Here is a 25034-nt window from a genome sequence, read left to right as displayed (position 1 = left end):
GCCGGGCCGCGGGGCGGCGGGGGCGGGCGGCATCACAGTTGCGGGACAGCGCCGGAATCTCACCGGCTTCGCTGCGGTGCGGTCGGGTAGACGGTAACCCACCGTCGTGGGCGCCCTCCGCCCACCTGCCTCCCGACCAGGGGAAACCATCCGGTTCAGGCAGACAAATCCTCCGCGCGGTATTCAAACGGCCGCCCGGCGGACTTCAGTGCCCGCAGCTCGGCCCGCCTGATCTTGCCGGAGGTGGTCTTCGGCAGCGCGCGGAACTCGATGCGCCGGATCCGCTGGTGCGGCGCCAGCTGCGCCGTGGTGTGCGCCAGGATCGACCGGGCCGTGTCGACCGTCGGCGGGCAGCCGCCGCAGAGCGTGACGAACGCCTTGGGCACCTGCACGGCCACCGGATCCGGCACGGGCACGACCGCCGCCTCGGCGACGTCCGGGTGCGCCAGCAGCACGCTCTCCAGCTCGAACGGCGAGATCCGGTGGTTGTGCGACTTGAACACGTCGTCGGTGCGCCCCACGTACGTGAGGTAGCCCTGTGCGTCGCGCCGCCCGACGTCGCCGGTGTGGTAGCGGCCACCGGCGAACGTGCGGGCGTTCTTCTCCTCGTCGTCGAGGTACCCGGTCATCACCCCGATCGGCCGGTCGGACAGCTCGACGCAGATCTCGCCCTCCTCGCCCGCCTCCCCGGTGACCGGGTCGACCAGCGTGATCCGGTATCCCGGCAGCGGCTTGCCCATCGTGCCGGGCCGTGCCGCCAGGCCCGGCGTGGTGCCGACCTGCGCGGTGGTCTCGGTCTGGCCGTACCCGTCGCGCACCGTGACCGCCCACGACCGCCGGATCCGCTGGATGACCTCGGGGTTCAACGGCTCGCCGACGCTGGCCGCCTCGCGCAGGGCCGCGGGCCGGCGCCGCAGGTCCTGCTGGATGAGCGCCCGCCACACTGTCGGCGGCGCGCAGAACGTCGTCACCGGGTGCGCGTGCAGCGCGTCCAGCACGGCCCGCGCCGGTTCCTGCTCGGGCACGTCGAGCGCCAGCAGCGTGGCCTCGGCGTTGAACGGGACGAAGAAGCTGCTCCACGCGTGTTTGGCCCAGCCCGGCGCGGACACGTTCAGGTGCAGGTCGCCGGGGCGCACCCCGTTGAAGTACATGCCGGACAGGTGGCCGACCGGGTAGCTGACGTGGGTGTGCAGGGCCAGCTTGGGCCGCGACGTGGTGCCCGACGTGAAATACAGCAGCAGCGGATCGCCGGCCCGCGTCGGCCCGTCCGGGACGAAGTCCGCCGACTGGGCGTACGCGTCGCGGTACGGCACCCAGCCGCGCACCGGCTCACCGACGGCGATCCGGGTCAGCCCGCGGCCCGTGTCGCCGAGCCGTGCGGCCAGGCGGTCCGTGGTGACCAGATGGGACACCACGCCGCGCCGGATCCGGTCGGCGAGGTCGGGCGTGGACACCGTGGTGTACGTGGGGATCACCACGGCGCCGAGTTTCATCGCGGCCAGCATCAGCTCCCACACCTCGACCTGGTTGTCCAGCATCACCAGGCACCGGACGCCGCGCCGCACCCCGAGCCCGCGCAGCCACCCGGCGACCCGGTCGGAGCGCTCGGCCAGCTCCGCGTAGCTGACCGTGGTCTCACCCGGCCCGGACAGCAGCCGCAGCGCCGGGCGGTGGTTGCCGCGGGCGATCGGGTCGAACCAGTCGAGCGCCCAGTTGAACTGCTCGAACCGGGGCCACCGGAACGACGCGTACGCGGCGTCGTGGTCGTCGCGCAGCGCCAGCAGCAGGTCGCGTGCGGCCCGGAAGGTCGCGTGGTTGTCCACGGTCATGGCTCCTCAGTTCCGTGCCGCGCCGGCGTCGACGAGGTCACCGGGGTGCGGTCCGGTGCCGGCCGTCCCGTCGGCCGCGACGGGTCCGGGGGCGTCGCCGATCCCGGCGAGGACGTCGGCGGCGACGCTGTCGGCGTCGGTGTGGAATCCGGTCATCGGCCCCGGCCGCCCGTTGCCGATCTGGGTGAACCAGCGCTGCCCCTCGGTCGGGATGCCCAGCAGGTACAGGTCCGGGTCGGTCCGGCCGTCCGCGCGCACGGCGTGGAACGGCGGCCGGGTCACCGCGGCGCCACCCGGCGCGAAGCGGCTGCCGGGCACGGTGTACTCGCTGATCAGGCCGTCCGCCAGCAGCTGCCGGGTCAGCGGCGAGCGGTCCCGGCGTACCGCGGTCCGGGGCATGCGGGCGTCGACGAGCGTGGCCACCACCCGGCGTGACCCGGCCACCTGCGGTGAGGACAGCGCGAAGCCGGTACCTGCCGGATCGACCCGCACGTCCGGGCCGACCAGGGTCACCAGACCGGCGCGGATCAGGGCGCACAGTTCGGCGTGGCGTTCGCGGCCCGGTCCGGTCGAGACGAACGCGTTGACCGGCGCGAACCAGCCGAGGAAGTCGTCGCGGTGGGAGTCGGCGCGCAGGCCGCCGAAGTCGACCGCCGAACGCAGCACCCCGCGCAGGTCCCGCAGGATGTCCAGCGCCGCCTTCAGCGGCCCCGCCACGTTGCCGTGCAGGGCCTGCGCCGCGTCGTCGTCGAGCAGGACGAGGGCGTACCGCTGGAAGGCCCATGGTGTGGGAAAGCGCATGCCCGTGAACGGCCGGGCGAGCCGCTCCAGGTCCGGCGCGGGCGCGTCGGCGACCCCGAACTCGGCCAGCAGACCCGCGTCGTCCCCGGCGAACCGGCCCGCGAACCGGGCGGCGGCCCGCTCGCCCCGGCGTTGCCGCACCAGGGCGGTGTAGTAGACGTGGTGCACCTCGGTGCGCACCAGCGGCAGCACGTCGCGGCGGAAGTCGAGCCGGTGGTCGCCGGTGCGCCGCCGGGCGTCGGCCAGCGCCGCCTCGGTCAGGAACCGGGGACGGTACCGGTAGTCCGGGCCCTTCTGGTTGGCGCCGCGGGCGAGGATCGGCAGGCCGCCCCGCGACCCGGCGATCAGGTGGGGCTCCCGGCCGCTGGGCAGGTAGCGCAGGTCGCCGCCCGCGACGGTCTCGAACCGGCCGCCGCGGCCCGTGGTCAGCGCCCGCACGACGTCAAAGAACGTGAGCCCGAGCCCGAGCACGCCGACCGGCGCGCCCGCGTCCATTCCGGACAGATCGAGGTCGCAGGCCGGGTCGCCCCGGAGGTAACGCAGGCCGGGGTGCCGGTCCGCGTACGCCGAAAGGCGCCGCTCGGCACCCTCGGGAGTGGTGGCCGCGTGGCCGGTGGTCAGCACCACCTTGTCGACGGGCAGCCGCAGACCCCCGCGGTCGGCGGTGACCAGGAACCCGCCACGCCGCCGGTCGATCCGTTCGACCCGGGCCGGTATCGCGTGGACGGTGACGTTGTCCGGGCGGTGTGCGACGACCGCGTGGTAGACCGCGCACAGGTAACTGCCGTACACGGATCGGGGCGCGTAGTCGTTCTCGCCCAGCCGGGACCAGCGGGGGTCCGGGTGGGTGGAGAGCCACTGGTGCAGCGACGGACCGGCCCCGGCCCGGGGCGGGCCGGAATCCGGCCCGCCCGAATACATCGTGACCTCGCCCGCGACGGTGTTCATCAGATACCAGTCGGGCTGGTCGGGCCGCCAGATCCGGCCCGCCCCGTGCCGGGCCGGATCGAACGCCCAGATCCGTACGCGCGCCCCCGTCGGTCGCGCGGCGAGCCGGGCCAGCAGCCGTTCGAGTACGGACAACCCGCGCGGTCCCGTCCCGACGATGGCCAGGTCCAGGTGGCCGCCGCCGGTTCCCCGCGCGGCGCGGCGGGCGCCCCCGCGCCCCGCCACGTCGAGAGGGTGGTGACCGGCCGGGTCGAGTCGATGGGTCACGGACATGTCCTGGTCGCGATGAGGACCGGGAAGACGGGCTGGGGGAGCAGGCCACGGGCCCACCGGTCGGTGGGCGGCGACGCGTCGGTCACCACGGTCGCGTAGCCGCTGCGGCGGAACTCCGCGGCCAGGATCTCCAGGTCGCGGCCGGGGCGGCCGTCGTCGCGGCGGATGCCGGTCAGCACCACGGTCCCGCCCGCGGCCAGGTTCGCGTCGATCATCTCCACGTACTCGCGTTGCCGCCCGGCCGCCGCCACGATCAGCATCGCCTCCCAGACGAAGATGGTGTCGAAGCGCTGCCCCGACCGGTACGCGAACATGTCACCCGTCGCGAACGAGACGCCGCCCCGGTCCCGCAGCTGCGCGAAGGGCTCCGGGGCGGGCAGCCCGCCGTGCCGCTGCGCCAGCGCCCGTACGCCGTCGGGGCCGATCGCGTCCGCCAGGGCCACGCTGGGCTGCGGCGTGTCGGGCCCGGCCACGAAACGGCCGATGCCCTTGGTGAGCGCGAACCAGTCGGCGATTCCGCCGCAGGTCAGCGCCTCGTCGGCGACGGCGCGCAGCTCGACGTAGAGGTCGCGGGCGGCGTCGGAGCCGACCGGGCGACCCGCGCGGGCGCACAGCTCCCGCAGCAGGGCCAGGGCGGGGGCGGGGTCGCCGGTGACACCGGCCTCCAGGAAGGTGGCGCACACCAGCATGTTCAGTGTGTCCACATGCGGCCGTCCGGCGCGGGCGCGGGCGAAGTCGATGTTGCGATCGAGGATGTCGACCCCGACGCACGCCTCGACGGTGTGCAGGAGGCGTTCGGGCAGCAGCCGCAGGACGTCGCCGGTGCCGGCGGGCATGCTCAGCAGCCGCGTGGGCGAGCCGAGCAGGCTGTCCAGCAGCGGGGTCAGCCAGGCGTACCCGGAGAAGCCGGAGTAGTTCTCCACCGCCGCCCACGCCTGCGTCTCCGGCATGAGCGCCGACGCGGCGTTCGCCGTACGCATGAGGTTGGTGCCCGGCAGGATCGGGTAGACCGGCGGCCGGTCGGTGGCGGCGCCGTGCCGCAGGTACAGGCTGCGCGTGCTGTCGTAGTCGTCGGCGTACCGCTTGAAACCGAGCCCGTGCAGGTAGTCGACGTGGCGGCGGCATTCCGGGGGCAGGTAGACGCCGACGGTCGGCGCGTCCGCGAGGGCGGCCTCGAACAGCGTGTCCCACACGTCGGGAGCCAGGACGGCGGTGGTGGGGAACTCGACCAGCGCGGCGCTGAGCAGTTTGGCGCCGCCGGTGTCGGGGTCACGGTACGGCAGCAGCCGCTGGGGGTACACGGAGATCCGGCCGACCGGGTCGGCCCGGTTCTCGCCGAAGGCGACGTAGACCCGCTCGTACAGGTCGTCGACGCGGTAGGCGGGCCGGCGGGTGGGCGGGCGTTCCAGGAAGTCCGGAATCTGCCACGCCCTCGCCTGGCCCGCCGGTGTCAGGTCGTTGAGGTTCACGACGACGTGGTGCTGGTCGGCCATCATTCATCTGATGTTCGTCGGCGCCTTGGACCCCCTGCTGGACTGCGCGCTGGAGTCCCCACTGGACGAGGGGCGGGACCGGGCCGCAGGCGCGCGCGGATCGGGGTGGGCCGAGTGTGATGCGCGACAACCTCCCGCGCAAGACGCGTGTTCCGCCCGGCATGGGCGACCTGCTTGTTTAGACCGTTGTGGGGTTCACCGACGGTATTCATGGGAGCGAGCCCACGATTCTCGGCGACGGCAAAGCGTGCTACGTTCGCTCGCGGCAATTCCCCCTTGTGCACATTCGGACGGCGCCATCGCAGTCACCGTTCGAAATGAGTCACCCCCGTTTCCGTGACTGCTGTGCCGGTGTCAATTCCCTCCGTAGTTATCGCTGGTTCGGCCGAGGGTCGGGCATGTCCCGTGGGAGAGCGTTTTCATGTCGATGACGAAACGGGCCTCGGGCCCGGCACCCCGTCGGTGCGCGCGGTGACCACTCCCGGCGTACGCAGAATCTGCCTGACCCTGCCCACCCACCGCGAGTGCGCCGCCACCATCGCCGCCGTGGCGGCGGAGGCCGCCTACGCCGTCGCGCGGTTCGGCGTCGAGGCCACGCTGCTGATCCTCGACTCCACCGACGACGCGACGTTCGCGGGACACGCCGCGGCGGTCGAGGCCGTCCCGGCGACCGCGCGGCTGACCGTGCTGCACCTCGATGAGCAGGACCAACGACGGTTCCTGCAGCGGGTGGTCAAGCACGCCGGGCTCGCGGAACCCGCGCTGATCATGGACCTGATGCTGCCCGGCGCGGTCTCCTACGGCGCCTGCACCAACCGGGCCTTCCTGATCGCCGCCGCGCTGGGCTGCGAGTCGGTGCACCGCCGCGACTCGGACATCGAGTTCCAGGTCCACGACGGCGCCCCGGTCTACCCGATCCACCACGAGCTGACCGCGCTGGGCCGGCCCGCCGCCGACGTGGCAGGCGAGGTCACCGAGAGCGACCTCGACCCCTCCTACGCCCACCGGCCCGTGTCGACGGTCGGCGCCTCCTACATCGGCGAGATGTCTGTCGACATCGACGAGATCCGGCGACTCGATCCGCAGGCCTATCACGACATCGTCAGCCAATGGGCCGCCGAGGGAACGTCCGAACAGCAAAAGCGGGACCTCGTCGCGGAATCGTTCACGGGCGCCGGAAACGAGGCGTTCACCGCCGACCATTCCGTGCTCGGACTGGTCGACCCGATGCGGGTCGACATGGGGAACATCAGCTATTTCCGGGTCCACGAACAGATTCCGCTGCCGCCGATGCGGGAGACGATCGGCAGCGACTACTTCCTCATCCACCTGGTCCCCGACAGCGGCCTGCCCGGAGTGCTGCACAACCGGCACGTCATCAACCGGCACACCCCCGAACGCAAGGCCGACGCCGCGTTCCACCCGTACCACCTGCGGCTCGCGAAGTTCTTCCTCTCGATGCTCTACCTGCACGTCATCTACCAGCGCCTCGGCGAGGCGGGCGACGGACTGCTGGACGACGGCCAGCGAATCCGGCCCGAGCGGGTCGCCGCCATCGTCCGGGGCAGCACCACCCTCGACCCGGCACCCAACGTGCGCCGCCTCGACGCGCTGGACCGGGCGTACCGGAAGCTGGGCGGGCGCTACGCGGACTTCGCCGACAAGCTGGCCGCACGCCGCGACCAGCTGCTGGCCGACGCCCCGCGCGACATCGAGGAGTTCGCGGTGCTGATCGAGGCCTGGGCGCCGCTGGTGGCGGCGGGCAGGGCGACCGGGCCCGACCCGGCGTGGGGCCGCCCGCGATGACGAGCCGCGTGCTCCGGGCCGCCCTGGCGGCGGCCACCGAGGACCAGATCATCTTCGACCTCGCCGGAATCGAGGACAGCCACGCCCGGCTGATCCGGCAGCTGCCCGGCGTGGCTGTGCGTTTCGCCGTGAAGGCCTGCCCGGTCGACGACGTGCTGGCCACCCTGGCCCGTGACGGTGCCGGCTTCGACGCGGCCAGCCCGAACGAGATCCGCCAGGCGCTGCGGACCGGCGTGCCGCCGCACCTGATCCACTACGGCAACACGGTGAAGTCCGACCGGGACATCGCCGTCGCGTACCGGCTGGGTATCCGGGACTTCGCCACCGACAGCGTCCCCGACGTGCGGGCCGTCGCGACGCACGCCCCCGGTTCGCGGGTGTTCTGCCGGCTGGCCACCACCGGGGCCGGCGCGCTGTGGGGACTGAGCGGCAAGATGGGCTGCTCCGTGCCGGACGCGGTGAGCGTGCTGGAGACGGCCCGCGCGTACGGGCTCACCCCGGCCGGGCTGTCCCTGCACGTCGGGTCGCAACAGATGAGCCCGGCCGCGTGGCGTACCGCGGTCGCCGACCTCGCCGAGGCGATCACGATGCTGCACCACCGCGGCATCCACCTCGACCACGTCAACCTCGGCGGCGGCCTGCCCGCCCTCGGCTACCTCAACCGGCACGGCGTGCCGCTGCGGCCACCCGTCGACCGCATCCTCGGCGAGATCCGCGACGGCATCGGCCACCTCCGGCAGGTGGCCGGCGGGCACCTCGGCCTCGTCCTCGAACCGGGACGGCACCTGGTCGCCGACCACGGCGCGATCCGCGCCCACGTCGTCCGGCTCACCGCCCGCCAGCGGCGCGACCGGGTCCGCACCCACTGGCTCTACCTCAGCTGCGGCAAGTTCAACGGACTGTACGAGATGGATCAGCTGCAGTACCGGCTGGAGTTCCCGTCCCGTCCGGGCGAGGCCACCGTACCGGCCGTGATCGCGGGGCCCACCTGCGACAGCGACGACGCGTACGCCGACAGCCACCCGGTGCCGGTGCCCGCCGGGCTGACCTCCGGCGACCCGGTGTGGATCTGGGCCGCCGGGGCGTACTCGGTCAGCTACCTCACCAAGGGCTTCAACGGCTTCGACCCGTTGCCCCACCGGGCCGTACGGGACGGGCTGCTGGCCGAGGCGGGCTGCCGATGATGGTGCTGCGGCCGCTCGCGGAGCGCGACTGGTCGGATGTGGCGGCGCTCGAAGCGCGGACGTACGCCCCGGCCGGCCTGTCGGAGGACCCGGCCCACCTGGCCAGCCGTACCGACCCGGCCACCTCGTTCGTGCTGGCCACGGATGACGGGGTCGCGGGCTACCTGCTGGCGTTGCCCTATCCGCGCGGGCGCTGCCCGGACCCGACCTCCCCGGAGCGGACGACGTTCGTCTCGGCCAACCTGCACCTGCACGACCTCGTCGTCGGGCGCTCGCACCGCCACCAGGGGCTGGGCGGGCGGCTGGTGCGGCACCTGATCGGCAGGGCACGCAGGATGAGCTACCGGACGGTGTCGCTGGTCGCCGTGGGGGACAGCGCGGACTTCTGGGCGGCGCAGGGCTTCCGGGCCCAGTCCGGGATCACGGTGCCCGCCGCCTACGGACCGCGCGCCGGGTACCTGTCACTGTCCCTGTGAAGCAGAGGAAGCGGAACCGCATGCCTTCCGTACCGGAATCGTTTCGCCGATCGCAGCTGGCGATCGCCGCGCTGTTCTTCTTCCTCGGCTTCCAATACAGCACCTGGGTGTCGCGGGTGCCCGCGCTCAAGGCTCGCCTCGACCTGAGCACGGCCGACCTCGGACTGTTGCTGCTGGCGCCGGGCATCGGGGCGGCGGTGTCGTTCCCGCTGGTGGCCCGGCTGATGAAACGGCTGGGCTCGCGGCGGCTGGCCGGGCTGTCGGCCCTCGTCCTGGTCGTCGTGCTGGCCGTTCTGGCCGTCGTGCCGAGCCTTCCCGCCGCCGTGGTCGTGTTGTTCGTCGACGGCCTCGCGATCGCCTGCCTCAACGTGGCCATGAACGCACAGGGCGCCGCACTGGAGGCCAGGTACCAGCGCACCACCATGGCGAAGCTGCACGCCATGTTCAGTGGCGGCATCTTCTGCGCCGCCCTGCTGGCATCCGGGGTGTCGGCGCTCACCGGCGCGTTGCCGGCGCACTTCGCCGCGGCCGGAGCGCTCCTGCTGGCGTTGCTGGCCCTGTCCTGGACCGCGACGCTGACCGACGACGCCCCGGCCGGTTCCGCGGCCTCCAACGTCCCGGCCGGTTCCCTGGCCTCCGAGGTCCCTGCCGGTTCCCTGGTCTCCGACGGCCGGGCCGGGGCGCGGTCCGGGGGTGCGCGGCGGCGCCGCTGGCGGGTTCCGGCGCAGGCGACCGTGCTGCTCAGCCTGGCCATGGTGTTCGCCGAGGTCGTCGAGGGGGCGATGAACGACTGGTCGGCCCTCTACCTGCAGGACGTCGCGCACGCCGCCGCGGAACTGCTCCCGCTGGGCATCGCGGTCGTCTCCGCCATGATGGTGCTGGCCCGGCTGTTCGCCGACGGGTGGCGCGACCGCTGGGGCGACCCCGTGGTGGTGGTCGCCGGTGCGACGGTGGCCGCCTGCGGGCTCGGCGGCGCGCTGATGCTCGGCGGCGTGGTGCCGGCGTTCGGCGGGTTCGCGCTGGTCGGTCTGGGCATGGCCGCGGTCACCCCGTGCGTCTACGTGGCCGCCGCCCGGCTCGGGCCGGACAGCCTCGCCCTGATCGCCTCGATGGGAACGGCGGGCCTGCTGATCGGCCCCCCGGTCATCGGTTTCGTGGCGAACGGGTCGAGCCTGGTCTGGGGGATGGGCGTGGTCGTGTTGTCCGCGCTGCTGGTGGCCGTGTGTGTGGGCCGGGTGCGGTGGCCGCGGGCCGCCGAGGCGAACCAGCCGGACACCGCACAGCCGACCCTCAGCTGACGCCCCGGCCGTCGTTGCGCGGCACCCGCGTCTCCGGCTATCCGCTCTCGCCGTCGGGACGTCGGGCCCACGCCGAGATGGTCACCTGGGGAATGTCGACGAAGGCCGGATCGGCGAGGAGCGCGAAGAACCCGGCGAGGTCCGCCTCGGTGATGAGGCCGTCCGCGACCAGCGACGGGCCGGCCTGCTTGATCAGCGGCGCCCACCGGTCCCGGCCGAGGCCGCCCATCCGGGCGAGGTTGCCCCGGTAGTCCACCTCGGTCAGACCACTGCGGGCCAGCAGGTGCGGGAGGCTACGGGCCCACACCAGGTCCGCGCCGTGCTGTGCGTACTTGTGGGCGTAGGCCGCCATGAGCCGCCGGACCAGCGGAAACGGCGAGGTCTCGGCGGGCAGTTGGTACGGCTCCTCGACGACCAGCCACCCGCCCGGCTTCAGCCAGGTCGCGGCGCGCGCCAGCACCGCGTCGCGACCGGGCAGGTGACACAGCAGGTACCGGGCGTGGATCAGGTCGAACCGGCCGGGCCGGTACTGCTCGTCGGTGACGTCGGCCTCCTGGATCTCCAGGTTCGCGCAGCGGCCGGAGTCCAGGTAGCGCGTGTCGATGTCCATGGCGACGACCCGCCCGTCGGGGCACTGGTCGGCCAGCCAGTAGGCGATCGACCCGGCCCCGGCGCCCAGCTCCAGGCAGTCCCGGGAGGACCGCACGCCGAGGGCGCTCAGGATGTCGACGGTGACCGCGTCGACACTGCCCTGGATCGACTCCAGCCGGTGGCGTTCCTGCGGCGAATCCTTGCTCAGCATGCCGGTGCGGTACGCGTCCTGGACGCTCATGCGGTCTGCTCACTCCTCGCCGGGTCGTGCTGCGGGGTCCGCGCTGCCTGCTCGACCGTACCCGCCGGGATCGTGAACGAACGGACCGACGGCGACCGGCGCGCCCCGCACAGTTCGAGCAGGAAGGCGACCTCGCTGTCCAGGTCGTGACCGGGTTCGGGTGTCGCGTCGTCCGGTCCGCGGGTCGCCTCGACCCCGGCCGCCTTGTTGCGCCGGGCGACTTCGAGCCACGTCGCGACGGCGGCGGGGGAGGCCCCGCGCGGCGACGGCCGGTCCACCGTCACGGTCCGCAGGATGTAGTCCATCTCCCCGGGGCGGACGTAGTCGCGCAGGATCAGGATCGCGTCCCGGATCTCGACGACCTGCCGGTACAGGCGCAGGTTCGCGGTACGCGGCAGCGCCAGCACCTGCCGCAGCCGCCCGCCCGGCTGGTGCAGCACGACATGCGGTGCGGCGTCGACGAGGTCCCGCCACAGCGGCCAGAGGCGCCACAGCGCGGCGCGGTCACGGGCCTGCCGGCGTACGTCGATGAGCAGTGGCAGGCAGACACCGGCGGTCATCAGCCAGGCCGTGATGCCGATGTTGAGCGGGAAGAACGCGCCCAGCGCGGCGGGGCGCAACAGCAGGTACACCAGCACGATCAGCCAGAACACCGTGGAGGACACGAAGCCCGCGGCCAGCAGCATCAGCCCGGTCCGCAGCGTCCGGTCGCCGTCGGCGCGTACCGCGTAGCGCGCGCACAGGGCGGCGGAGGGGATCGTGGCGACCAGGTGTGCGGCGATCAGGATCCACCAGAACGGGCTGTACCAGGGGACGACCTGCGCCGAGACGCAGCCCGCGTGCGGCGCGATCGTGGCGTTCAGGACGATCAGTGTCACGGACACCGCGGTGCCCAGGCCGTAGACCAGCCAGGGGCGGCGCTGGGAGATGGCGGCCAGGATGAAGTCGAGGATCAGTGCGGAGGCGAGCACACCCCAGACGTTCATGAACAGCCCGCAGCTGTTCGCAAACACGAACGTGCGGTTGAGTGCGGCGCTCACCGGGTCGAGGTAGACGGTGATCGACCCGGCCAGGCCCGCCACCGCGTACAGCAGCATCCGCTGCTGGCGGGAGTGCCGGGCCGACCTGACCCGCAGGGCCAGGGCCACCCACAGGGCGAGTGCTCCGGTCAGTTCGACGGCTTGGCCGAACTGGTATATCGCGGCGAGGTCCATCGGTTTCCTATTCGCGTATGCCGAGCGCGAGCTCCAGTTCGCCGCGTACGCCACCCGACGGCGGCCCGGCGCGGCTGCCGGCCGCGGTCCGGATCAGGCTGGCCACCAGCTCCGCTTGCTGCTCCTGCTCGTCCGTGTAGTTGGTACGGGCGAGCAGGCGCCGGACCATCGCCGGATCGAGGTCCGGCAGCAGACGGGAGAAGGTGGTGGCCGCGCCGTCGTGGATCGCGCCGTGGTCGCAGACCAGGTGCCCGATCTCGTGCAGGATGATGTGTTCTCGGTGGAAGGCGGTCGTACGTTCCTCGACGAAGATGTCGTCGCTGAAGTCGGTGGAGATCCACAGGCCGCAGGTGTGTGCGGTCATCGCGCCGTGCAACGTGTGGATGTTGATCGGCCGGCCTCGCCGCGTTGCGAGATCGGCCAGCAGAGCGTCGACGGAGAACGGCCGGGGCAGCCGGAGCGAGTCGACGACCGCCTGGCAGCTTTTCAGCATCCGCCGGTTGGGCATCGTCGCAGGTCCTTTCCCTGCGTGGACGCCGCGCGCAACAGGCAGCCGGGTGTATCCGGTGGGGTCTGGCTGCGGGCCATCAGGGCGTCCTCAATGTCGGGTGGATCGAGTGCCCCACCCACCATAGAGGACGGAGGGCCCGCGCTGGAGACCCGAAAACATTTGTCGCCGTTGATCCGCTAATCGGCGGTGTGCCGGGCGTGCGGGGAGTCAGACCCGGTCCTCCAGGCCGCGATGCAGGCGGCGCAGGAGATCGGCCAGGGCGGTGCGGTCGTCGTCGCTGAGGTCGGCGAGGGCCCGCTGGGTGGTCTGCATGTCGGCCCGCACGTGCCGGATCGCCTCGTCGCCGGCCTCGGTCCGGAAGGCGTTCTTGATCCGGCGGTCGGTGGGGTCGACCTCCCGGCGGACCAGCCCGCGCCCCTCCAGCCGGTCGATGATGCCCGTGACGTTGGAGGCGTCGCAGATCAGCTCCTCGGCCAGCCCGCGCATGGTGCGCGGCTCGCGCAGCAGGATCAGCACCTTGGCCTGGGTGGAGGTGAGCCCGTGCTGGGCCGCCACGGCCGCGAAGTCCTGGAAGTAGGCGGAGGTGGCGAGCGCGAACAGGTCGATGAGCTGCCCCGCCGTCGGCGCGGACGCGTCCGCTGGGAGCGCGTCCGCGGGGGGCTGGGGGCGGGCGGAGTGGGGCACGTCGCAAGCGTAGACGGATTACTTGACCCCCTCAACTGTTCCCGGCTACGGTCGGCGGACGTTACTTGACCTCATCAAGCTTTGACGTAGTCAAGCTTTTGCCCGAGGACCGCTTGACCCGAAGGACACCGATGAACCACCCCCATCCCCCCGCGCACCGCCGCCGGAGCGAGGCCGCGCTGGTCCTGACGCTCGGCCTGGCCGCCATGATCGTGTCGATGATGCAGACCCTGGTCGTGCCCATCCTCGGGCTCATCCAGCACGAGCTGCACACCACCAGCGCCAACGTCAGCTGGGTCACCACGGCGACACTGCTCTCGGCCGCCGTCTTCACGCCGCTGCTCGGCCGCCTCGGCGACCAGTACGGCAAACGGCCGACGCTGCTCGGGGTGCTCGTACTGATGGTCGTCGGCTCGGTCGTGGCCGCCACCACCGACTCACTGACCTGGCTGATCATCGCCCGGGTCCTGCAGGGTGCCGCCACCGCGATCTTCCCGCTGGCCCTCTCTGTGCTGCGCGAGCAGCTCCGGCCCGCACGGCTGCCCGGCGCGATGGCCCTGGTCAGCGGCACCCTCGCGTTCGGCAGCGGTCTCGCGCTGGTGGCTACCGGTCTGCTCACCCGCGGCCCGGACGCCGGCTACCACCGGGTCTTCTGGCTGGCCACCGCCCTCGCCGTGGCCGCTCTGGTCGCGGTGGCCCTCGTGGTCCCGGCCACCGGCCACCGCACCGGCGGGCGCATCGACGTCCTGGGCGCGCTGAGCCTGGCCGCGCTGCTCGTGCTGGTGCTGCTCCCGCTCTCCCAGGGCCATGAATGGGGATGGAGCAGCGCGCGGACGCTGGGCTGCTTCGGCGGCGCCGCTCTCCTGGCCGTCGTCTGGGTGCTCGTCGAACGCACCGTCGCCGACCCGCTGGTCGACCTGCGCATGTTCACCCACCGCCCGGTGCTGCTGACCAACGTCGCCGGGCTGTTCGTCGGGTTCGCCATGTTCACCCTGTTCGTCGGCGTCTCGTTCCTCGTCCAGATGCCCTCCCGGCTCGCCGGGTACGGCTTCGACGCCTCGGTGCTGCGGGCCTCCGTCGAGTTCCTGCTGCCCGCCACGCTGCTGTCGCTAGTGGCCTCGCAGTTCGGCGGGGTGCTGGTGCGCCGGGCCGGCGCCCGCACCACCCTCGCCCTGAGCGCGGCCGCCGGAGCCGCCGGCTTCGCCTGGCTGACCCTGGCGCACACCAGCGCCTGGGGCGTGATCGGCGCCGGTGCGCTGGTCGGCGCCGGGATCAGCTTCGGGTACGCGGCGATGCCCGCCCTGATCATGGCCAGCGTGCCGCATCACCAGTCCGGCATCGCCAACGGCATCAACTCGATCTCCCGTTCCGTGGGCAGCTCGATCGGCAGCGCGGCGGTCACCACGCTGCTGGCGTCCAGGACCGTCGCGAACCTGCCGGCGGGGGCGCCCGCGCTGCCCGCCGAGAGCCAGTTCACTGTCAGCTTCGTGCTGGCGGGCATCGCGTTCGGGCTGGTCGTGATCGTGGCCCTGCTCGGGTTGCGCGGCGAGCACGCGCCCCGGCCCACCGTGGAGGTAGAGGCCGGCGCGGCGCCGGAGGCGGTCGGCGCCGCCGCCTGAGCCGCCCGGCTACCGGGCCGCCGCCCGGGACAGGTACTCGGCGCGCTCCTCGGGGGTGAAGTCGCGGACCGTGAGCCGGTCGGCGGCCGTACGCACCACGCTCAACGGGCCGTACGCGTCGCAGTGGGCCAGCCGCAGCGTCCCGTCGTCGTGCCCGGTGGCGAACCGGCCGCCGGGCCCGAGCACCACGCCCTCGACGGGGCTGCCGAACCCGCGCAGCGCGATCATCGGCTCCCGGGCACCGAGCCGCCAGACCCGGACCCCGCCGTCGTCGCCGCTGCTGGCCAGCAGGGTCCCGGTGGGGTCGTAGGCCAGGCTCCACGCGCCGCCGTGGTGGCCGCGCAGCACCACCGGAGGCCGCTGACCGGCGACATCCCACAGCCGGATCGTGCCGTCGTCGCCGCTGCTGGCCAGCTGACGGCCGTCCGGGCTGAACGCCACCCGCCACACCAGGCCGCCCCGGTGGCCGCGCAGCACCCGGGGCGGCGTGGCGCCGGTGACGTCCCACAGCCGGACCGTGCCGTCGCGGCCCGCGCTGGCCACGTACCGGCCGTCGGACGCGGCGGCGACCGAGCGGACGGGTCCCTGGTGGCCGCGCAGCTCGACCGCCGTCCCGTGGGCCACGTCCCAGATCCGCACGACGCCGTCCGTGCCGGCGCTGACCACCCGGCCCGCGCCGGGCAGGAACGCCACGTCCCACGCGGTGCCGCCGCGGGGGCCGAGGACCGTGGCCCGTCCGGTGGCCGGATCCCATACCCGGACCGTCCCGTCGTCGCCCGCGCTGGCCACCCGCGAACCGTCGGCGCTGACCGCCACGCCCTCCACCGCTCCGCGGTGCCCGACCAGCGCCCGCGCCGAGGGCACGCCGCGACCCCGAGGGCCACCCGCGGCCGGGTCCGGCCCGCCCTGCGCCGTCCGGTCCTGCGCCGGCTCGGTCGGGTCCCGCCAGACACGTACGGTGCCGTCGTCGCCGCCGGTCACCACCGTCCGGAAGTCCGGCGTGGCCGCGACGCTCCACACCGGACCGTGGTGGCCGTGGCGCACGCGCGGGTCGCCGGGATAGGCGGCGTCCCAGAGCCGTACGGTGCCGTCGCCGCTGCCGCTGAGCAGCGCCGTGCCGCGCGGGGCGAACGCCAGGCTCCAGACCGGCCCGTCGTGGCCCGGCAGGAGCAGCGGGTCGGCGTCGCCGTCGGCGTTGAAGACCCGTACGGTGCCGTCGCTGCCGCCGGCCGCGACCCGGCCGCCGTCGGGGCTGACCGCCACCGTCTCGACCGTCCCGCCGTTCTGGCCGCGCAGTACGACGGGTGCGCCGCGGCCGTCCACCGGCCACACCCGGGCCGTCCCGTCGGTGCTCGCGCTGACCAGGCGCCGCCCGTCCGCGCTGAACGCCAGATTCTCCACCGAGCTGGTGTGCCCGCGCAGCAGCACCGGGGGACCGGTCCCGGCGGCGTCCCAGACCCGGATCACGCCGTCGCCGTCCGAGGCAGCCAGGTGGCGGCCGTCCGGGCTGTAGGCGACGCCCAGCTCGCGGGTCGGCCCGACGCGCAGCACGCGCACCGGCTGACCGTCCGCGGTCCAGAGGCGTACGGTGCCCTCGTCGCCCGTGCTGGCCAGCCGCCGCCCGTCCGGGCTGAAGGCGACGTTCCACACCTTGCCGGTATGCCCGCGCAGCACCCGCGGCGGGCCACCCGCGTCCAGGTCCCACACGGTGACCGTGTGGTCGCCGCCGACCGCGGCCAGCAGGTGGGCGCCGGGACCGAACTGCGGGCTCCACACCTCGCCGGTGTGCCCCGTCAGCACCGTCGGGGTTCCCGTCGGGGTGCCGCCGGGGCCGGTCTGCCACACCCGGACCGTGCCGTCGTCGCCGCTGGTCGCGATCCGCCGCCCGTCGGGGGAGTAGGCCACCCCGAAGACCTGGCCGTGCCCGCTGTCGAGCACCGCGCGCACCCGGATGTCGGCCGTGGCCTGCCGCAGCGCCGCCTCGGCCGACGGGGTGGCCCGGGTCGTCATCGCCCGGCGGGCCAGCAGCAACGCCAGCTCCGGCTTGAGGGCCAGCTGCTCGCGGGACTCGGCGGCGAGCGCGTCGGCCGTGGCGGTGTCGCGCTCGCGGGCCGCCCGGCGGGCCTGCACCGTACTGGTGGTGGCGAGCGCGGTCACCACCACGACGACCGCGCTGAGCACCGCCAGCGCGGTCCGGGTACGGCGGCGCCGCGCGTGGGCTTCGCGCTTCTCCCGGCGCCGCCCGGCGGCGAGGAAATCCCGTTCGGCCAGGTTGAGCCGCCCGGCGGGGAAGTCGTCCCACGGCGCCAGGCGCGTGCCCCGGTAGAGGTACGCCTCGTCGCGGCCGTGCTGCTCCCACTCGGCGGTGGCCTCGGTCAGCCGCCGGTGGGCGCGCAGCAGCTCCCGGTCGGCGGCCAGCCACCCACGCAGCCGTGGCCAGCCGCGGATCAGTGCCTCGTGCGCCACGGTGACCGTGTCCCGGTCGACGGTGATCAGCCGGGCGTTCGCCAGCCGGGCCAGCAGGTCCCCGACGGCGTCGTCGTCGGGCAGTTCGGCGCGCGGGGCGCGGCGGCGGGTGTCCTCGGTGCCGTCGCCCAGCGCGGTGAGCCGCAGGAAGACCTGCTCGGTCAGTTCCCGGCGGACCGGGTCGAGATCCGCGTACACCCGCTCGGCGGTCTGCGCGATCGCCTCGGTGACCCCGCCCGCGGCCCGGTAGCCGGCCAGCGTGAGGGTGCGGCCCTGGCGGCGCCGCCAGGTCTCCAGCAGCGCATGCGACACCAGGGGCAGCGCGCCGGGCTGGTCCGCGGCGTCGGCCACGATCGCGTCCACCAGCCCCGGCTCGACGCGCAGGCCCGTGTGCCGGGCGGGACCGGTGACCACGGCCCGCAGGTCGTCGGCCTCCATCGGGCCGACCAGCAGCTGGCGATCGCGCAGGGCGGCCACCAGGTCGGCGTACCGGGCGCAGTGCGCGTAGAAGTCGGCGCGGACCCCGAGGACGACCCGCGCCCGGTCGGCGCACCGGTCGGCGACGGCCAGCAGGCAGGCGACGAAGCGGCGGCGGGCCCGTTCGTCGCGGCACAGCGTGAAGACCTCCTCGAACTGGTCCACCACCAGCACCAGCCGCCCGCCGCCCAGGTTGCCGGCGGCCCGACGGACCGCGAGCCCGGCCGCCCCGGGGTCGGCGTCCAGCTCGGACAGCAGCGCGCCGGTCGGGCCGTCGCCGAGCCGGGCCAGCGCGGCGGCCAGTTCGTGCAGCGGTTCGGCGCCGGGGGTGAGCAGGACGCCCGGACCGTCCAGCCGGGGCAGCAGCCCGGCCCGCAGCAGCGACGACTTGCCGCTGCCGGAGGCGCCGAACACCGCCAGCAGCGGCGTCCGGTCCAACCGTTCGACCAGGTCGTCGGTGAGCGACCCGCGCCCGAAGAAGCGCTCCGCGTCCGTCTGCTCGAACGCGGCCAGGCCGACGTACGGCGGCTGCTCCGAGGGCCCGTGCGGGCCGGACGGGTCGGCCAGCTCGGCCCGCAGCTTGTGCCAGCGCCGCTCCCACTCGTCGGCGTCGCCGCCGCAGCCCTGCACGTACGCCAGGGTGACCGCGAGGGACGGCACGGACAGGCCGGCGGCCGCCTCGGAGAGCATCGACGCCGAGTAGTGCGCCCGCGAGGCGAGCTCCCGGTAGCTCGGCCGCCCGGCCGCCTCCCGCACCTGCCGCAGCTCCCACGCGAACCGCTGGACCGGACCCGCCTCGGGATCGACTCGACGCTCCGCACGCCCCACCGGACAAACCCCCGTGTTCACCGGCACCGCGTCGGGTGCACGTCCGTGATCCGGGTGTCTGGTGCGCACCCGCCCGGGGATTGTCCGGCGATTGAATGATCGACGTCAATCAATCACCGGACAGCGTGCCGTCGTTGCTAGACCAGTCGGCGGAACCGGAGCTGGATGCCGGTGCCGTCCGATCACTAACGGGGATCGGGAGCCGATGACCAGAAAGGCACCGAAGTGAAGAACGCACGACGACTGGCCACCCTGATGCTGGCCATCGTGACCCTGCTCGGGCTGGGCGCGGCGGCGGCCAACGCCGCACCGGCTGCGCCCGGCCGGGCCCTGGACGTCCTGGGCCAGCGGGCCACCACGGCTGCGCAGTTGCAGCGGCAGATCGATCTGCAGCTCACCCTCGCCCCGGGCGGGGTGCAGACGGCGGCGAACGAGGTCTCCTACGACGGCGGCCGGTTCGTCGTCACGTACGCGCTGCCGGGCGCCCGCGCGGCGCTGGCCGCGGCCGACTGCCCGAGCGGCTGGTTCTGCTTCTACGACCACACCAACTACGGCTACCCCCGCGGCCGGCTCAGCGACTGCGGCTGGCAGGACCTCGGCGCGTACGGCTGGAACGACCGTACCGAATCGGTCGACAACTCGACCGGCAACACCGTCGACTACATCAACCACGAGGACTACGGCAACCCGGCCAACGGCCACGTGTACGACTACCACCTGTTCTACAACTACGGCCACTCGTCGGCGTCCTCCGTGGGCTACCCGAACCAGGCCGACCACGTGAACCGGCTCTGCTGAACGCACGTCGGGCCGCCGGGTGCACCGCCCGGCGGCTCGCCGTCAGCGGCCGGACTCGCGCTGCCAGAGGATCTCGGTCAACCGCTCCACCCCGGCGGCCAGGTGCCGGCGGAACGTACTCATCGGCAGGCGCAGCAGATCGGCCGCCGCCTGCTGCGTGCCGGCCGGCTGCAGGTAGGTGTGGTGCAGCGCCCGGTACGCGGACCGGTCGCGGGGCGCGTCGGCCATCGTCGCGGCGGCCTGCTCGAATGCCGCGCGCAGCGCCTCGACCGTGCCGGTCGTACTGTCCTCATCGGATGTTCCCGTGGCGAGCCGGGTGGTCAGGAGCGGGCTCGCCGCCAGCCGGTCGGGACGGTTCCACTCCCGCAGCGCGTCGCGCACCGCGGCGGCGAAGGCTGCCCGGTCCAGGGCGGCGGGTGCGGCCGCGGGTTCCACCGCCATCGGCTCGTCGGCCGTCTCGCGGGTGGCCAGCAGGTTCAGCCAGGCCAGCCGCGGCGTGACGCGCCAGTCGTGGCCGAACCCGGCGTAGTGGCGCCCGCCGACGGTGAAGTCGGCGTCCGGCGCGCGGGGGAAGTCGACGTACTCGCACATCTGGGCCCACAGGTCCGGATCGGACTGGTAGATCAGGGAGTAGCCGAGGTGCGGGGTGGTCAGGTAGTGGCGCACCGAGTTGATCGAGACGAGCGCCTGCACCGGGGACGGCCCCTGGTACTCCTCGGCGTCGAGCCAGTACCGCACCAGCGACACGGCCTCGCCGGGTGCCGGGGCGGCGCACCGCCACGCCGCCGTCGCGGCGGGGTCGGCCGGGTCCGCCGCGTACAGGGTGAGCAGCACGACGAGGCCCACCGCGGTGCCCTGCCCGTCGACGACCGCGTGCACGCCCTCGGGTGACCGGCGGCACCAGTGGTCGAAGATCTGCGCGGACTCGGCGCCCTCGTGCCGCTCGACCATCGCGCGCAGCGCCGTCCACTGTGCGGGGTCTGCGGTCACCTCCCGCAGGTCACCGTCCGGCCTCTGCTGCAGGAACGCACCGATCACCGGGCTCTCGCGATGCAGGAAACCGAAGTCCAGCAGGATCCGGCGCTGGTCGTCGGGGGCGGCGCGGTCGAACTGCCGGCGGTAGTAGGCCCCGGCCCGGCGGTGGATGGCGGCGTGCAGTTGCGGGTGGCGCCAGCGCAGGTCGCGGGCGAGGGCCTCGCGGGCGAGGTCGTGCAGGACCAGTCCGTGCGTTCCGGCGGAGATCACCGACAGGCCGCGCAGCCAGTCGAACAGCTCGTGCGCGTCCGGCACCTCCAGCAGCTCGGCCAGCAGCGGCTCGGTCGTCGCGGCCACCTGTGACACCGCGTCGAGCGCCATCCGGTGTGCCGGGCCGGGCACCGCGTCGACGAGCGCGGTCAGCAGGGTGGCCACCACCTCCGGCCCGCCGGTGGGCGTGAGCGGGCCGCGGCCCTGGGCGTGCACATCGGCGATCAGCGCCAGGGCCAGCGGGTGGCCGTGGGTGAAGGCGAGCGCGTCGGCGTGCGCCGCTTCGGGTACGGCGCGCCGGGCGAGCAACAGCCGGCTCTCCTGTGGTTCCAGGTTGGACAGCGGCATCGGGCGCAGCACGCTGCGCCAGCCGGGGTCGGTGCGGTAGTGCAGCGGCGGTTCCGACCGGCTGGCCACGGCCACCACGGCGTCGGCGGGCAGTGCCGCCAGCACGTCGGTCGGCACCTCGTCGTCGGCCAGCACGACCAGCCGTTCGCCCTCGGCGACGACGTCCTCCAGCCAGACCACCGGTCGTCCGGCCTGTTCCGCCAGGCCCGCGAACTGGTGCAGCAGCGAGGTCTTGCCGACCCCGCCGGGCCCGTGCACCCAGACCAGCGCGCCACCGGCGTCCAGCAGTTGCGTGAACGTGGCCAGCTCCGCGGTGCGGCCGACGAAGTCCTGGCGGCGGGCGGCGGCGACCTGGTCGGCGAACCGGATGCTCACGGCCTCCAGTCTCGTCCGCTTCACCGGACTTTGGAAGACGAAACGGGCAAAAGGGTGAACGGGGTGAGCGCAAAGTGAGCGGTAATCGGGCGGGGAATGGTCTGTTTTGTGGCTATCCGTGGGCCATACGGTCATTTGCGTCAAGACGAGCGGCGCCCCACCGGAGCGCCAGGACCCGAGGAGAGTTCCACGATGATCCGCAACACGACGTCCCGCAGCACCGCCGGCCTCCGCACCCGCCGTACCGCGATCGCCGCCGGCATCGCCGGTGCCTCCGCGCTCGCGCTGATCGCGCTGCCCGGCGCCGCGTACGCGTCCGCCACCGGCTGGGGCGGCACCCTGCAGCCGGGCCAGCAGGCGTGCCTGAGCCTGTACGCGAGTTACCAGGTCCGCGCCGACGGCCAGGCCACGAACCAGGGCGCCAAGTTCAAGGTGCAGCGCAACGGCGTCGTCGTGTACGGCTCGCCGAGCGGCACCACCACCGCGTTCGCCTGGGAGGGCCGCACCTCCTACGGCACCTTCCCGGGGCCCGGCACCTACACCGTCTGCGCGACCAACAACAACAGCACGAACACCCTCGTGAACATTCACCTTTTCACCGACGCCAACCTGCCCTACTGACAAGCCACCCTCACCCCACACACGGCGCCGCGTACCGTCCACCCGGGCGGTACGCGGCGCCGACCCGTATGAGTACGGCTACTCAGCCGCCCACGAGTACGCGGAACGGTCCGGGCCCCGCGCGACGCCCCGTAGGGTTTCGCGGCGACGTCCCGGCGGACCCCTTCCGCCGGCGGTCCCGGACTCAGGCGAGGAGACACTCACAGTGGATGCGGCGAGGCTTGGCGTGCGGAGGGAAACCCCGGCGGACCGGGACTGGATCCACCGCCTCCGGCACGAGGTGTACGCCGAGGAGCTGGGCCAGCATGCGGTCAACCCGGCGGCCCGGCTCCACGACGCCCTGGACGAGCGGGGCGTGACGTACCTGGTCGCCACGTCGGGCGGGACACCGGCCGGCTTCGTCAGCATCACGCCGCCGTGGGCCGGGCAGTGGTCCCTGGACAAGTACCTCTCCCGGACCGAGCTGCCCGCGCTCGACGCCGCCGACGCGTTCGAGATCCGGATCCTGACCGTGGCGTCGCCGTTCCGCGGCACCGCGGTCGCAACCCTGCTCATGTACGCGGCGCTGCGCTGGGTGCAGTCCCGCGGCGGCCGCCGGGTGCTGGCGATGGGCCGCGCCGAGCTGGTCGACATGTACCGGGCCGCCGGCCTGCGCCCGACCGGTCACACCGTGGTGTCCGGCGCGGTCACCTTCGAGGTGATGTCGGCGGCAGTGGACACGCTGGCCACCCGGGCGCGGCGCCGGTACGCCGCCGTACTGGACCGCCTCGGCGACGGCCTGGACTGGCGGCTCGACATGCCGATGCGGCCCGGCGCGGACGGCTGCGCCCACGGCGGGGCCTCGTTCGACGGCATCGGCGCCGACTTCCGTCGCCTGCACCGCCGCCGGGAGGTCGTCGCGGCCGACGTGCTCGACGCGTGGTTCCCACCGGCGCCCGGGGTGCTCGACGTGCTGGCAGAGGATCCGGGCTGGCACGCCCGTACCTCCCCGCCGGTCGCCGCGGACGGCCTGCGCGCCGAGATCGCGGCGGCACGCGGCCTGCCGGCCGCCGCGCTCACCCTCGGCGCGGGCTCCTCCGACCTCATCTTCCGGGCGTTCCGCGAATGGCTCACCCCGGCCAGCCGGGTGCTGCTCATCGACCCCACGTACGGCGAGTACGCCCACGTGGCCACGGAGGTGATCGGTTGCCGGGTGGACCGCCTGCCGATCGGTCCCGCCGACGGCTGGCGCATCGACGTCGACCGGCTCGCCGGGGCGCTGGCCGGCGGCGACTACGACCTGGCAGTCGTGGTGAACCCCAACAATCCCACCGGCGGGCGGCTCCCGCGTGCGGCGATGCAGGACCTGATCGCGCGGGTTCCGGCGCGTACCCGCCTGTGGATCGACGAGGCGTACGTGGGCTACGCCGGTCCGGACCAGTCGCTGGCGCCGCTGGCAGTTGAGCGCCCCAACATCGTGGTGTGCACGTCCATGTCCAAGATGTACGCCCTGTCGGGGATGCGGGTGGCGTACCTGACCAGCGACGAGACCACCGCGAGTGCGCTGCGCCGGTGGACCCCGCCGTGGGCGGTCAGCCTGCCCGCGCAGCTGGCCGCCGTGGCGGCGCTGCGCGACCCGGAGTACTACGCGGCGCGCTGGGCGCAGACCGCGCAGCTGCGCTCGGAGCTGGCGCAGGCGCTGCGCGCGGTGGAGCCGGCCGCCCACATCGAAGCCGCCGTGGCCAACTTCCTGCTGGTCACGTTGCCGGCGGGCGGCCCGAGCGCGGCCGAGGTGGTCGCCCGGTGCCGCCGCGACGACGTGTACCTGCGGGACCTGTCGCCCATGTCACCGGCGTTCCGGGGGCGGACCATCCGGATCGCCGTCAAGGACCCGGCCGGCAACGCCCGGATCGTCGCCGCCTACCGGGCCGCGCTCACGACCCCGTCGCGGGACGACGCGGGGTGTCCCGACGGCGCGGCGTCCCGCGACGGCGGCGCGGCCGGTCACATCCGCGCAGCGTCCCTCGACGGTGCCGCGACCGCGGCGGGCGTTCAGCCGGCGCGACCGGCCGCGCGATGATCACGGTCCAGGCCCTGGTGCCCTACCTCGCCGGTGCCCTCGCCGCCGGAGGGATCGCGGTCGTCGCGTCCCGGCGGCGGGAGATGATCCGGCGGTGGTGCGCCTGGGCGATCGGGATCCCGCTGGTCGCCGGCGCGTTCTGGCTGGGGCCGCCGGGGGCGGCCGCGCTCGCGGCGGCGGCCGCCGTCATCGCTGCCCTCGAGTACGGCGCCCTGATGCGGGCGCCGTGGCCGGACCGGGTCGTGCTGGCCATCGCACTGGTCGCGGTGATCGGCACGGTCTGGCTCGCCCCGGAACAGGTACTGCGCGCCGTCGGTGCCGGTGCCGTGCTGATCGGGGCCGTGCCGCTGCTGGCCGGGGACACCACCGGGGGCCTGCGCCGGGCGGGGTCCGGCGTACTGGGCCTGGTCTGGCTCGCCCCGCTGGCGGCGGTGGTGCCGCTGGGCGCCACGGCGCTGGTGCTCTTCGCCGCGGTGTCGATCGGCGACATCGCGGCCTACGTCGCCGGTCGCCGACTCGGCGGCCCCCGGTTGTCCCCGCTGTCCCCGGCGAAACGCTGGAGCGGAACGATCGCCGGTGCGGCCGTGGCCGTCGGCGTCCTGGTCGTCTTCGGGGTCTTCAGCCGCGACCTGCGCCCGTCGCTGATCGTCGGTCTCGTGGCCGCCGTCGCGGTCGGCGCTCCGCTGGGTGACCTGTTCGAGTCGATGATCAAGCGAGGGGCCGGGGTCAAGGACGCCGCCGGCTGGCTGGCGGGTTCCGGCGGCCTGCTCGACCGCATCGACTCCCTGCTGGCCGCCCTGGCCGTCACGCTGTTGCTCTCGTGATCGACGCCGTCAACCTCAGGAAGTC

At 73.9% G+C, this 25034-nt stretch carries 18 protein-coding genes; 9 read left to right on the top strand and 9 right to left on the bottom strand.

The genetic code is table 11. The features are described from left to right. Positions 1–155 precede the first annotated feature (155 nt). Genes ACMCNN_RS16680 through ACMCNN_RS16670 form a run of 3 tightly spaced genes read right to left on the bottom strand, consistent with a single transcriptional unit; the run spans position 156 to position 5347 of the window. Positions 156–1829: an AMP-binding protein gene (locus tag ACMCNN_RS16680; protein WP_412741419.1), complete on the bottom strand. Its 1674-nt coding sequence runs from the start codon at positions 1827–1829 to the stop codon at positions 156–158. Between the two features lie 6 nt (positions 1830–1835). Further along, a complete protein-coding gene (locus tag ACMCNN_RS16675; RefSeq protein WP_412741418.1) occupies positions 1836–3845 on the bottom strand; it encodes an FAD/NAD(P)-binding protein in 2010 nt (669 codons plus the stop codon). Further along, a complete protein-coding gene (locus tag ACMCNN_RS16670; RefSeq protein WP_412741417.1) occupies positions 3842–5347 on the bottom strand; it encodes a hypothetical protein in 1506 nt (501 codons plus the stop codon). The genes ACMCNN_RS16675 and ACMCNN_RS16670 overlap by 4 nt, the downstream gene beginning before the upstream one ends. A 468-nt stretch (positions 5348–5815) precedes the next feature. Between ACMCNN_RS16670 and ACMCNN_RS16665 the strand changes: the two genes are divergently transcribed. From ACMCNN_RS16665 to ACMCNN_RS16650, 4 genes are read left to right on the top strand one after another with little or no spacing between them, the layout of a single operon-like run. After that, positions 5816–7150 (top strand): DUF6271 family protein, encoded by a 1335-nt coding sequence (locus tag ACMCNN_RS16665; RefSeq protein ID WP_412741416.1) that lies wholly within the window; start codon positions 5816–5818, stop codon positions 7148–7150. Further along, positions 7147–8334 carry a type III PLP-dependent enzyme gene (locus ACMCNN_RS16660; RefSeq protein WP_412741415.1) on the top strand — a complete coding sequence of 396 codons (1188 nt, stop codon included), beginning with the start codon at positions 7147–7149 and terminating at the stop codon, positions 8332–8334. Before ACMCNN_RS16665 ends, ACMCNN_RS16660 begins: the two co-directional genes overlap by 4 nt. Beyond that, positions 8331–8810 carry a GNAT family N-acetyltransferase gene (locus tag ACMCNN_RS16655; protein ID WP_412741414.1) on the top strand — a complete coding sequence of 160 codons (480 nt, stop codon included), beginning with the start codon at positions 8331–8333 and terminating at the stop codon, positions 8808–8810. Before ACMCNN_RS16660 ends, ACMCNN_RS16655 begins: the two co-directional genes overlap by 4 nt. Positions 8811–8830: 20 nt before the next feature. Further along, the gene (locus tag ACMCNN_RS16650; protein WP_412741413.1) at positions 8831–10108 is read left to right on the top strand and encodes an MFS transporter; all 1278 of its coding nucleotides are present in this window, start codon (positions 8831–8833) and stop codon (positions 10106–10108) included. A gap of 37 nt (positions 10109–10145) precedes the next feature. Here ACMCNN_RS16650 and ACMCNN_RS16645 read toward each other — a convergent pair whose 3' ends face one another. The 4 genes from ACMCNN_RS16645 to ACMCNN_RS16630 form a co-directional block, all read right to left on the bottom strand. Next, positions 10146–10940: a class I SAM-dependent methyltransferase gene (locus ACMCNN_RS16645; RefSeq protein ID WP_412741412.1), complete on the bottom strand. Its 795-nt coding sequence runs from the start codon at positions 10938–10940 to the stop codon at positions 10146–10148. After that, on the bottom strand, positions 10937–12154 hold the full coding sequence (locus tag ACMCNN_RS16640) for an MAB_1171c family putative transporter (protein ID WP_412741411.1): 1218 nt from the start codon (positions 12152–12154) through the stop codon (positions 10937–10939). Before ACMCNN_RS16640 ends, ACMCNN_RS16645 begins: the two co-directional genes overlap by 4 nt. A gap of 7 nt (positions 12155–12161) precedes the next feature. After that, positions 12162–12662: a hypothetical protein gene (locus tag ACMCNN_RS16635; protein WP_412741410.1), complete on the bottom strand. Its 501-nt coding sequence runs from the start codon at positions 12660–12662 to the stop codon at positions 12162–12164. Positions 12663–12872: 210 nt separating this feature from the next. Beyond that, positions 12873–13349 (bottom strand): MarR family winged helix-turn-helix transcriptional regulator, encoded by a 477-nt coding sequence (locus ACMCNN_RS16630; RefSeq protein WP_412741409.1) that lies wholly within the window; start codon positions 13347–13349, stop codon positions 12873–12875. Positions 13350–13480: 131 nt separating this feature from the next. On the opposite strand from ACMCNN_RS16630, the gene ACMCNN_RS16625 reads away from it, so the two are divergent. After that, on the top strand, positions 13481–14968 hold the full coding sequence (locus ACMCNN_RS16625; RefSeq protein WP_412741408.1) for an MFS transporter: 1488 nt from the start codon (positions 13481–13483) through the stop codon (positions 14966–14968). Positions 14969–14977: 9 nt separating this feature from the next. On the opposite strand, the gene ACMCNN_RS16620 is transcribed toward ACMCNN_RS16625, so the two are convergent. Next, positions 14978–18739, bottom strand: coding sequence for a hypothetical protein (locus tag ACMCNN_RS16620; protein WP_412741407.1), 3762 nt, complete (start codon positions 18737–18739; stop codon positions 14978–14980). 225 nt (positions 18740–18964) lie between these two features. Between ACMCNN_RS16620 and ACMCNN_RS16615 the strand changes: the two genes are divergently transcribed. Beyond that, positions 18965–19537: a peptidase inhibitor family I36 protein gene (locus ACMCNN_RS16615; protein WP_412741406.1), complete on the top strand. Its 573-nt coding sequence runs from the start codon at positions 18965–18967 to the stop codon at positions 19535–19537. Positions 19538–19579: 42 nt separating this feature from the next. Here the strand turns inward: ACMCNN_RS16615 and ACMCNN_RS16610 are convergent, their stop codons facing one another. After that, positions 19580–21505 (bottom strand): hypothetical protein, encoded by a 1926-nt coding sequence (locus tag ACMCNN_RS16610; RefSeq protein WP_412741405.1) that lies wholly within the window; start codon positions 21503–21505, stop codon positions 19580–19582. Between the two features lie 192 nt (positions 21506–21697). Here ACMCNN_RS16610 and ACMCNN_RS16605 point away from each other — a divergent pair, with 192 nt between their 5' ends. The 3 genes from ACMCNN_RS16605 (at position 21698) to ACMCNN_RS16595 (ending at position 25009) form a co-directional block, all read left to right on the top strand. Next, positions 21698–22126 (top strand): hypothetical protein, encoded by a 429-nt coding sequence (locus ACMCNN_RS16605; protein WP_412741404.1) that lies wholly within the window; start codon positions 21698–21700, stop codon positions 22124–22126. 226 nt (positions 22127–22352) lie between these two features. Beyond that, positions 22353–24185 carry an aminotransferase class I/II-fold pyridoxal phosphate-dependent enzyme gene (locus tag ACMCNN_RS16600; RefSeq protein ID WP_412741403.1) on the top strand — a complete coding sequence of 611 codons (1833 nt, stop codon included), beginning with the start codon at positions 22353–22355 and terminating at the stop codon, positions 24183–24185. Further along, positions 24182–25009: a phosphatidate cytidylyltransferase gene (locus tag ACMCNN_RS16595; RefSeq protein ID WP_412741402.1), complete on the top strand. Its 828-nt coding sequence runs from the start codon at positions 24182–24184 to the stop codon at positions 25007–25009. Before ACMCNN_RS16600 ends, ACMCNN_RS16595 begins: the two co-directional genes overlap by 4 nt. Positions 25010–25034 lie beyond the last annotated feature (25 nt).

It is taken from the genome of Krasilnikovia sp. MM14-A1004, from assembly GCF_047159485.1.
Taxonomy (GTDB): Bacteria; Actinomycetota; Actinomycetes; order Mycobacteriales; family Micromonosporaceae; genus Actinoplanes.
The sequence above is the reverse complement of the archived record's forward strand: the minus strand, read 5'-3'. Positions and strand labels throughout refer to the sequence as shown.